Here is a 9,855-nt window from a genome sequence, read left to right on the forward strand (position 1 = left end):
GGCGGCGCACAGGTCATTCTGGTGTCCGGCTACGACGGCGGCACCGGTGCAGCACCGCGTACTTCCATCAAGCACGCTGGCCTGCCGTGGGAGCTGGGCATCGCCGAGACCCATCAGACCCTGATCCTGAACGGTCTGCGCACCCGCGTGCGCATCGAAAGCGACTCCAAGCTGCTCTCCGGCCGCGATGTTGCCATCAGCTGTATGCTGGGCGCAGAGGAGTTCGGCTTCGGCACTACCCTGCTGATGGCCGAGGGCTGCGTGATGATGCGTGTGTGCAATCTGGATACCTGCCCCATGGGCATCTGCACCCAGAACCCGGAGCTGCGCAAGAACTTCAAGGGCAAGCCGGAATACATCATCAACTACCTCACCTTTGTGGCCGAGGAGCTGCGCGAGTACATGGCAAAGCTGGGCGTGCGCACCATCGATGAACTGGTTGGCCGCACCGACCTGCTCAAGGTCAAGCCTGCCGCACCCGGCAGCCGCGCTTCCAAGTTGGATCTCGACTGCATCCTGCACAACCCTGCCATCGAGAACAGCAATGTTCACTTCGTGAAGGAGGACACCTACGACTTCCATCTGGAAAACACCCTCGATATGAAGGTGCTGATGAAGAAGTTCAAGCTCAGCAGCAAGAATGCCCAGAGCGTGACGCTGGATGTCTCCAACACCGACCGCGCCTTTGGTGCCATCTTTGGCAGCGAGATCACCCGCAAATACGGCAATACCCTGCCGGATGATGTTTACACCGCCCACTGTGTGGGTGCAGGCGGCCAGAGCTTTGGTGCCTTCATCCCCAACGGCCTGACGCTGGACCTTGTGGGCGACTGCAACGACTACATGGGCAAGGGCCTGTCCGGCGGCAAGATCGTCGTGCGCCCGCCCAAGGGCATCACCTTTAAGCCGGAAGAGAACATTATCACCGGCAACGTGGCCCTGTACGGTGCTACCAGCGGCAAGGCGTTCATTTCCGGCGTGGCCGGTGAGCGCTTCGCCGTGCGCAACAGCGGTGCCACCGCCGTTGTGGAGGGCGTTGGCGACCACGGCTGCGAGTACATGACCGGCGGCACGGTGGTGGTTCTGGGCCAGACCGGCAAGAACTTTGCAGCCGGTATGACCGGCGGCATCGCCTACGTGCTGGACGAGAACTGGGACTTCTACCAGCGCGTGAACAAGGAGACCGTCAGCCTGGAGCCTGTGGAGCACAAGTACGATGTTGCCACCCTGAAAGAGCTGATCCGCGAACATGTGGAGGCCACCGGCTCTCCCCGCGGCAAAGAGATCCTTGACAACTTCAGCGAATTCCTGCCCAAGTTCAAGAAAGTTCTGCCCTACGATTATGACCGTATGCTGCGTGTGATCGCATCCGTTGAGGAGCGCGGTCTGGACGGCGAGCAGGCACAGATCGAAGCATTCTACACGGTGCAGAAGAAGAAGTAAGGAGGGCAGCGTTATGGGTAAGACAACTGGATTTATCGACTATACGCGCAAAACCAGCACGGATGTTCCGCCGCTGGAACGCATTGAAAACTTTAACGAATTTCACGTCTGGCTCTCCCGCGAGGAGCAGCAGACGCAGGCAGCACGCTGCATGGACTGCGGTGTTCCCTTCTGTCAGGCCGGCATGATGATCGGCGGCATGGCCTCCGGCTGCCCGCTGAACAACCTCATCCCGGAGTGGAACGACCTTGTTTATCATGGCAAGTGGGAGCTGGCCATGCATCGGCTGATGGCCACCAACCGCTTTCCGGAGTTCACCAGCCGGGTGTGCCCTGCCCTGTGTGAAGCGGCCTGCACCTGCGGCGATGTGACCGGCAGCAGCGTGACCGTGCGCGAGAACGAGCACGCCATTATCGAAACGGCTTACGCCAAGGGCTGGCTGCACGCCGCACCGCCGCCCTCCCGCACCGGCAAGAGCGTAGCCGTGGTGGGCAGCGGCCCCTCCGGCCTTTCGGTGGCCGAATACCTGAACAAGCGCGGCCACGCCGTGACTGTGTTCGAGCGTGCAGACCGCGTGGGCGGCCTGCTGATGTACGGCATCCCCAACATGAAGCTGGACAAATCCGTCATCGAGCGCCGCATCAAGATCATGCAGGCTGAGGGCGTGGAGTTCCGCACCAACATGGATGTGGGCGGGGCTGTTGCCGCCGAAGAGCTGCTGAACGGCTACGATGCCGTGGTGCTGTGCTGCGGTGCCAAGAAGGCCCGCGACCTGAATGTGCCCGGCCGCGATGCAAACGGCGTGCACTTTGCCGTGGACTACCTGACCAGCGTGACCAGAAGTCTGCTGGACAGCCAGTTCGCGGACGGCAAGGCCATCGATGCCAAGGGCAAGAATGTTCTGGTGATCGGCGGCGGTGATACAGGCAACGACTGTCAGGGCACGGCCCTGCGGCAGGGCTGCACCGATCTGGTGGCACTGGAAATGATGCCGCAGCCGCCCAAGGAGCGTGCAGCCTCCAATCCGTGGCCGGAGTGGCCCCGTGTGCTGAAGGTGGACTACGGCCAGACCGAGTGTCTTGCAAAGTTTGGCAAGGACCCGCGCGTGTACCAGACCACCGTGAAGGAATTTTTGAAGGATGATGCAGGCAATCTGACCGGTGCTATCATCTCCTACCTGAAGCCGGAGCGGAACCCCGAGACCGGTCGTACCAGCATGGTGCCCACCGGTGAAGAATTTACCTACAACTGCCAGCTGGCGTTCATCGCCGCAGGCTTTACCGGCTGCGAAAGCTACGTGGCCGATGCATTTGGTGTGGAGCTGACCGCCCGCGGCAACGTGGCAGACCACAGCTTCAAGACCAACGTGGAAAAGGTGTTCGTTTGCGGCGATATGCGCCGCGGCCAGAGCCTTGTGGTGTGGGGCCTGCGCGAAGGCCGCGACTGCGCCGCCGAGGTAGACCGCTACCTGATGGGCTACACCAACCTCTAACTAAGCCATTCTCTTTCCTATCCTAAACAAGCAGAAGCGGGGGCCTTTGCAAGGCTCCCGCTTCTGCTTTTGTTTTTTTAGTCTGTATTGTATTCCGGTTCCGTGGGGGTAGGATCTGTTGTTTCCGGAGGGGCCGGCTCTGTCGTGGTGGGTTCGGTAGCGGCGGGTTCCTCCGGTGTGGCAGTGATCTGCACACTGGGGTCTGCCGCAATATACACGGTGATCACCGTGCCCACTTCCACCTTGGTGCCCGGCTCCTCGCTGGTACGCACCACGCAGCCGGATGCATAGGAGCCATCGTTCACCACCATAAAGCAGCTGGCCACAAGGCCCCTCGCTTCCAGTTCCTTTACCGCGCTATCCTGCGTAAAGCCGATGATATTGGGCATCTCGGCCATCTGCGGGCCTTTGCTCACCACTAGCCGTATGGTCTCCCCTGCCTTGAGCACAGTGTCCGCGCTCGGCTCCTGCTGGATGATCTGGCCCGCCGGGGCGGTATCGCTGTATTCCTCGGTGACGTAGAACAGATACATGCTGGTATATTCCCGGTTGTTCTGCACCTGCGTGTAGTCCATGCCAATAAAGTTCGGCACAAGGTTCTGCGGCACCATCACCTCGCTGCTGGCCGGTTCCGACTCCGCAGCCGACGCGGCAGGCTGGTGGATGTGCTGGCTCAGCACGCTCCACAGCGTGAGCAGAATAAGGATGGACAGCAGGATCACGATGCCCGCCAGCAGCGCTTTTAAGCTGAGCAGATGCTCCTTGCGTTCCGGCTCCGGCTGGGCTGTGCGCACCGGAGTCTCCGGCTTCATGGTGCGGGTCAGCTCGGCGGTGTATTCCTTGGAAGAAAGGGCCTGATACAGCTGCGGCACGGTCTGGATACGCTCCATGGGCCGCAGGCGCAGGCCCAGCTGCAGCACCTGCGAGACGTACAGCGGCAGGCTGCCGTTCACCGATTTTGCGCGTGGGTTGGAGTCTGCCACTATGCGCTGCGCTGCAGGCACCGGGGCCTGCCCGCACACCATGCGGTAGAACACGGCCGCAAGGCTGTATTCATCGGTATAGCGGCCCTCGAACTCTGCGGTGGAATACTGCTCCGGGGCGGAATAGCCTTCGTACAGCTGTTCGTGCAGGCCGCTGCCCGCCGTGCGCAGGCCCACCGTGGCATAGCCTGCCAGACGGCAGCGGTTGTTTTCCATCACGCGGATGTTCTCCGGACAGATGCCGCGGTGCACCAGACCGATCTTGTGCATGGCGGCTACGCCTTCAAACACCGGCTGCAGCATGGTGCAGGCATCGTCCGGGCGGATGGTGCCGGGGTGGTTTTCCAGCCACTGATCCAGCGGGGTGCCGCCCAGATTTTCCAGAATGGCGTAAACGCTGTTATTGGCTTCCACCACATCCAGCACGGCTTCCAGACCATTGGCCGGAGTGATGCGCTGGATGGAGCGGTACAGGTCCGCAAAATCCATGCGGGTGGTCTTGAACAGCACCTCACTGCCGGTCTTGGGCCGCAGGGTGCTTTCTGCCGTGCGCTCCGCCGTGAGGGTAATGGGCAGATATTCCTTGATGGTCACCCGGAAACGGCCCAGATTCTCTGCGCCGCGGTAGAGGATGCCCTCGCCGTCGATGCTCAGCATTTCCCCTACGGTGTAGCGCCCGGCCAGCACGGTGCCCACCGGCAGGGTGCCGCCGGGGTTGCGCCCGGCAAAGCTTTTGCCGCAGTGCGGGCAGCTTTGTGCTGCTCCGGGCAGCGGCTGCAGGCAGTATGGACACAGGCGTGTTGCTTCCATTGTGGTCTCCTTATACCGTTTTGCGCCGCAGCAGGCTCATGGGCGGCAGCTCCGGCGTGGGAATGGTGTATTTTTCCATGGCATGCGGGGTGCTCTCCACCCGTTCACCGGCTTCGTTTTCGATCCACTCAGGGTTCAGCGGAATGCTGCGGCCATCCGGGCAGAGGGCTTCCAGAGTGTCGCCCAGGCTCCACTTGCCGCGCTGCTGGCAGGAGGCAACGCCGTTCTCCCAGCCGTCCACCGTGCCCACAAACTCCCAATCGCGGATGTAAGTAGCGCTGTCGGTGGCCTGTCTGGCCTGCTCGCGGCCAAAGTAGAAGCCCGGCGAGTAGTGGCGGTGGCTGGTACGGGTAAGCTCCTCGTACACTTCAGCAGGCAGCTCAAAGTTGTCGTTGAGCGGGTCGGCCAGATAAGCGTCCAGCGCCCTGCGGTAGGCGACGGTAACGCTTGCCACATAGTAGAAGGTCTTGGCACGGCCCTCGATCTTCAGGCTGTCCACACCGGCCTTGCAGATCAGATCAAGGAAAGGCGCGGTGCACATATCATTGGCGTTGAGGATGTAGCTGCCGTTCTCGTTCTCGCCGATCTCGTACAGCTGGCCCGGACGGGTCTCCTCGCTGAGATAGTATTTCCAGCGGCAGGGCTGGGCGCACTGGCCGCGGTTCGCGTCGCGGCCCGCCATGTAGTTGGAAAGCAGGCATCGGCCCGAAACGCTCATGCACATAGCACCGTGCACAAAGGCTTCAATCTCCAGCTCCGGCGGTGTTTTATCGCGCAGGATCGCAATATCCTGCAGGGACATCTCACGGGCCAGCACCACGCGCTTTGCGCCCATGTTGTAGGCGGCGCGGGCCGCAGCCCAGTTGGTGATGCCTGTCTGGGTGGACATGTGCACATCGATGTCCGGTGCAAAGGTCTTGCAGGCATCCAGCACACCAAGGTCTGCCACGATAAAGGCATCCACACCGGCCTTGGCTGCTTCCTTGATGGCCTCGGGCAGGCGGTCGGCTTCCTCGTTGGTGGGCAGGGTGTTCATGGTCAGGTAGACCTTGCGGCCGCGGGCGTGAGCGTAGATGACACCCTCGGCCAGCTGTTCCGGCGTAAAGTTGGCCGGAGCAGACCGCATTCCAAATTCAGGCAGGCCGCAGTAAACGGCATCGGCACCGTAGTTGATGGCATAGCGCAGGCGTTCCAGATCGCCTGCCGGGGCCAGCAGTTCCGGGATTTGCAGCATAGTTCAAATTCCTCTCATTTTTCCGTATTCACAGTTTTGTTCACTTGTGCTGCCTTCTGGCAGTTTGCGTTGTGTTCGCTCAGGGTGCGGGCATAATAATAGCTGCCCTTGAGGTCGGTCACAAAGAAATAGGCATCCTTGGCCTCCTCATTGGGCTGGGGGGCCAGCGCTGCCCTGATGGCCGCAATGCCGGGGTTCGAGATCGGCCCGGCAGGCAGGCCCTTGCAGCTGTAGGTATCATACGCAGCCACGATATTTTCCGGGATATGATCCCAGCCGCCATAGTAGGGTGCCACCCAGTTCCAGAGGTAATTGTTGTCACTGTCGCTCTGGATATAGCTGGAGGTGTTGCTCTGCAGGCGCGGGTAGGGCGAATCCGCAGCCAGACGGTTGCGGAACACCTGTGCCACGTTCGAGTCCTGACTGTTGCCTGCTTCCTCCTGCACAAAGGATGCCAGTGTGATCAGCTGGGGCAGGGTCATATCCTGCTTTTTAAGTTCTGCATACATCTCATCGGTGATCTGTGCATCGAACTGGGCATAGAAGGTGGCTACATAGTTGTGCACGGTGTCGTCCTTTAAGAATTCGTAGGTCTCCGGGAAGAGATAGCCCTCGCACTTCATAAAGCGGTCCGGCGCGTCGGCATCGTCCGGCACGTACTGCCAGAAGGTGTATTCGCTGAAATCGCCCTCGTTGGCTTCCTTCAGGAAATCCTCGGCGCTGCACAGCCCGGCGGCTTCCATCTTCTGGGCAATGGCAATGGCCGTGGTTCCCTCTGGGATGGTCACGCGCACCGTTTCGGCCTTGGCGTAGGTGGACAGGACCGCAATAATGGCATCGTAAGAACAGGCGCTCTTCTGCAGGGTAAAATCGCCATACTGCAGCTTTGATGCCGCACCCTTTTGCCCCACATACCAGCGGAACAGATAGGCCGAGCGGATCACACCCGCATCCTTGAGCTTTTGCGCAATGACGGAAACGCCGCTGCCCTGCGGGATGCTCACCGTTACCTCCGTGCCGGGTCTGCCATTGCCGCTGATCTCGTTGTGCGCAAACAGCAGCGCCCCGCCAACGGCCAGCGCCAGCAGTACCACCAGCACCAGCAGGATCTTCCCTACACCGCCTTTTTTGCGGGTGTTTTTTTCGTGTGCCATAAGCACCTTCCTTTTATCTTAGTTTTCCAGCATCAGGCGCATGTAGCTTTCGGCTACATCAAAGGGTTCGGCATCAAAGCGGATCATGCCGTAGTCCTGCCGGGTGCCCTCGCCGAGGAACAGCGGCTGGGATGCGCCCACGGTAATGACCGCCTTTTCCACAATGACTTCCTTTTCGCGGGCGGCTTCCATCAGTACTTCGGCGGCGCGGTCATTGTCGGCCTGCAGCTCCACAAAGTAAAGCGTATCCTCCTTGCGGAAATAAATACCATAGCCGTGGGCGCTGGAAACGATGGTGGCACCGGAGGAGTACAGATCTCCCAGCACCACGGCCATGCGCTCCGGGGTCAGCTGCACAGTATCGGGCCAGAAGCGCTCCCGCAGCTCACACAGCTTTTTGGCGGTGACGGAATCAAACTCCGCCTGACTCCACAGGTTGCGTTCCACCTCGCGGGGAAGACAGCGCAGGGCGAAGGCCCATGCAAAGCCCTTATCCTGCAGCAGTGCGGCCTGCTCCGGGCTGGTGGGCACCGCCACTGTAAACCCTGCGCCGCGCAGCTTCTGCTGGGCACACAGATAGTCTACAAGGCCCGCCAGGATCAGGCTGCCCGCGCCGCACAGACCGTACAGGTAGGTGCCGCTGCGGCCCTGCAGCGTGACCGGCACAGCCAGCGCCACCGCGGCGATCTCGTCATTTTCCTCGGCCACATAGACGTTCTGCTCGCCTGCAAACTGCTCAATGGCCTTTTTGGCAAATTCTTCTGATTCATTGCGCTGGCTCTGCCATAAAGCCAGCACTGCCGGTTTATCTTCCGGCTGCATCAAACGATACATCTGTCAGGATGCCCCCTCTTATCGAAAATTATGTCAGCTGCTTCAACACGATCTCCTGCACTTCAGCCTGAATGTCTTCGATGCTGCGCATGTTGTCCCCGCTGGTGCAATGCACGACGGCCCAGCCAAGGTGCACGGCACAATACTCGGCGGCGCAGCGGCTGCGGGCAAGATACTCGGTATCCTTCTCGTGCACATCCTTCCTGCTCTCGTCGCCGTGGTAACGCTGGGTCATAAGTTTCTGGCTCACGGCGGGGTCTACCTGTAAGTAGATCACCTCATCCGGCGCAGGCAGGCCCAGCAGATGGAATTCAAAATCAAACAGCCAGCCGAGAAAACTCTCCCACTGCTCCGGCGGCAGCTTGGAGCACTGGTGCACCGCATTGGAGGTGGTGTAGCGGTCGGCAATGATGATGCCGCCATTCTCGTAAAAACTGCCCCAGTCCTTTTTGTAGCTGGCATAACGGTCCACCGCATAAAAGCTGGAGGCTGCATAGGCGTTTACATCGTCCGGGTGCTGGCCGAACTGCCCTGCCAGATACATTTTTACAAGGGCGCTGGAGTCGCTCTCATAATTCGGGAAGGTGATCTCCCGCACAGAAAAGCCCTGCTCCTTTAAATGTGCTTCCAGCAGCTTTGCCTGCGTGGCCTTGCCGCTGCCGTCCAGCCCTTCCAGTACGATCAGTTTTCCCTTGCTCATGCTTCGGCACCTTCTTTGATCGCGGCATATTTTGCACGCACCTCGGCTGTTTTGCCGCAGCACATCCTGCCTTCCGGGCAGGGGCCGGATACACAGGCCGGGCCGGACTTTGCAAAGATATGCGGTGCCACCGGGTACACCAGCTCAAACATTTTTTCGGCCAGCTCCCGGATCTCCCACTGGGCGCGGCTGCAGCAGCGCAGGTGGAAAAAGTTCTGCAGGCTGCGGGCATTCATGGTGACCACCATCTTGGTCTCGCAGGCGTTGGGCAGTACAAAGCGGGCATCCTCGTTGGCCTGCTTGCTGGCCTTGGCGCGGGCCTGCTTTTCCGGCATTCCTTCAGCCATCAGGCGGGCGGTGTGGCCTTCTTCCAGCTTGTGGGCAAGGTCGAGGTAGCGCTTTGCGTCCTCTTCCATGCTGGCAAGGAAAGCTTCCTTTGCTTCCGGGATGGCTTCGATCTCGGGCGGTACCACATAGCGGAAATCGTCCAGCCGCACATAGCGCTGGCTCTGCACACTGAAGGATGCAATGCGGTGGCGGGTGATCTGCGCCAGCAAAGTGCGGCTGACCCCCTCGATGCCAAAGGTGAAGCTGGCATGTTCAATGGGGCTGGCATGGCCCAGATCACTGAGCATGGTCAGGAACTTCGCGGTCTTTTCCTCGGTCAGGCCGTCCAGCAGGTCGGTGATGTGCGCATCAGAATAGCAGAGCTTTGCCGCTGCAGCCACCACCTTTTCCGGTTCCGGGGTATGTGCGATCAAACGAACAGTCATCATAAGTGTGTTATTCCTCCGCAGTGATTTTGGTCAGGGGCGCAAAATTGGCCATGGTCTTTTTAATGCCCACCTTTTCAAAGTTGATCTCCACGATCTGATCTCCGGCGGCAGGCTTCACAGCCACTACCTGACCGCGTCCGAACACCTTGTGCTCCACAAGATCGCCCGGCTCATAGTGTTTTGCGCCTTTTGCAGCGGTTTTTGCTGCCGGTGCGCCTGTAAAGGAGATTTGCTTTGCAGATTTTTTCTGCGTTGTTCCGTTAGAATATGCAGAACTGTAACCAGAGCCATATCCCGTACCTGCGCCGCTGCGGCCATAGCCGGAACCGTATCCGCTCTGGCTCTGGCCCCGGTTTGCATAGGCCGAGCCAAAGCCGCGGCCCTCGCCCGCGTTGTATTCGCGGTTCAGGTAGCCGCTGCGATTGCTAT

8 protein-coding genes and 1 pseudogene are annotated in these 9,855 nt (G+C 60.2%); 2 read left to right on the forward strand and 7 right to left on the reverse strand.

Features of this window, described 5'->3' with window-relative positions:
• Together QZL71_RS09185 and QZL71_RS09190 are read left to right on the forward strand one after the other, a co-directional pair.
• On the forward strand, positions 1-1,443 hold a 1,443-nt coding region (locus QZL71_RS09185; protein ID WP_294648553.1), incomplete at its 5' end, for a GltB/FmdC/FwdC-like GXGXG domain-containing protein.
• A 13-nt stretch (positions 1,444-1,456) separates the two neighbouring features.
• The gene (locus tag QZL71_RS09190; RefSeq protein WP_294648554.1) at positions 1,457-2,935 is read left to right on the forward strand and encodes a glutamate synthase subunit beta; all 1,479 of its coding nucleotides are present in this window, start codon (positions 1,457-1,459) and stop codon (positions 2,933-2,935) included.
• Positions 2,936-3,012: 77 nt separating this feature from the next.
• Here the strand turns inward: QZL71_RS09190 and QZL71_RS09195 are convergent, their stop codons facing one another.
• From QZL71_RS09195 to QZL71_RS09225, 7 genes and pseudogenes are all read right to left on the reverse strand, one after another.
• Positions 3,013-4,728, reverse strand: a complete 1,716-nt coding sequence (locus QZL71_RS09195; protein ID WP_294648555.1) for a PASTA domain-containing protein — start codon at positions 4,726-4,728, stop codon at positions 3,013-3,015.
• Positions 4,729-4,738: 10 nt separating this feature from the next.
• Complete coding sequence (locus QZL71_RS09200) at positions 4,739-5,962, reverse strand: peptidase U32 family protein (RefSeq protein WP_294648556.1); 1,224 nt, start codon at positions 5,960-5,962, stop codon at positions 4,739-4,741.
• A gap of 14 nt (positions 5,963-5,976) precedes the next feature.
• Positions 5,977-7,116, reverse strand: a complete 1,140-nt coding sequence (mltG, locus tag QZL71_RS09205) for an endolytic transglycosylase MltG (protein ID WP_294648557.1) — start codon at positions 7,114-7,116, stop codon at positions 5,977-5,979.
• Between the two features lie 18 nt (positions 7,117-7,134).
• Positions 7,135-7,950 (reverse strand): hypothetical protein, encoded by an 816-nt coding sequence (locus QZL71_RS09210; RefSeq protein ID WP_154261022.1) that lies wholly within the window; start codon positions 7,948-7,950, stop codon positions 7,135-7,137.
• 28 nt (positions 7,951-7,978) lie between these two features.
• Positions 7,979-8,650 carry a dTMP kinase gene (locus QZL71_RS09215; RefSeq protein WP_294648558.1) on the reverse strand — a complete coding sequence of 224 codons (672 nt, stop codon included), beginning with the start codon at positions 8,648-8,650 and terminating at the stop codon, positions 7,979-7,981.
• Complete coding sequence (gene thyX, locus QZL71_RS09220) at positions 8,647-9,426, reverse strand: FAD-dependent thymidylate synthase (RefSeq protein ID WP_005941474.1); 780 nt, start codon at positions 9,424-9,426, stop codon at positions 8,647-8,649. The genes QZL71_RS09215 and thyX overlap by 4 nt, the downstream gene beginning before the upstream one ends.
• A gap of 7 nt (positions 9,427-9,433) precedes the next feature.
• Positions 9,434-9,855: pseudogene (locus QZL71_RS09225) on the reverse strand (ATP-dependent DNA helicase PcrA); the annotation flags it as partial.

The organism is uncultured Faecalibacterium sp. (genome assembly GCF_900066275.1).
In the GTDB taxonomy this organism is placed as follows: Bacteria; Bacillota; Clostridia; order Oscillospirales; family Ruminococcaceae; genus Faecalibacterium; species Faecalibacterium taiwanense.

Coding starts and splice junctions, on each gene's coding strand:
- QZL71_RS09190 (WP_294648554.1), top strand. CDS start 1,457: ATGGGTAAGACAACTGGATTTATCGACTATACGCGCAAAACCAGCACG.
- QZL71_RS09195 (WP_294648555.1), bottom strand. CDS start 4,728: ATGGAAGCAACACGCCTGTGTCCATACTGCCTGCAGCCGCTGCCCGGA.
- QZL71_RS09200 (WP_294648556.1), bottom strand. CDS start 5,962: ATGCTGCAAATCCCGGAACTGCTGGCCCCGGCAGGCGATCTGGAACGC.
- mltG (WP_294648557.1), bottom strand. CDS start 7,116: ATGGCACACGAAAAAAACACCCGCAAAAAAGGCGGTGTAGGGAAGATC.
- QZL71_RS09210 (WP_154261022.1), bottom strand. CDS start 7,950: ATGTATCGTTTGATGCAGCCGGAAGATAAACCGGCAGTGCTGGCTTTA.
- QZL71_RS09215 (WP_294648558.1), bottom strand. CDS start 8,650: ATGAGCAAGGGAAAACTGATCGTACTGGAAGGGCTGGACGGCAGCGGC.
- thyX (WP_005941474.1), bottom strand. CDS start 9,426: ATGATGACTGTTCGTTTGATCGCACATACCCCGGAACCGGAAAAGGTG.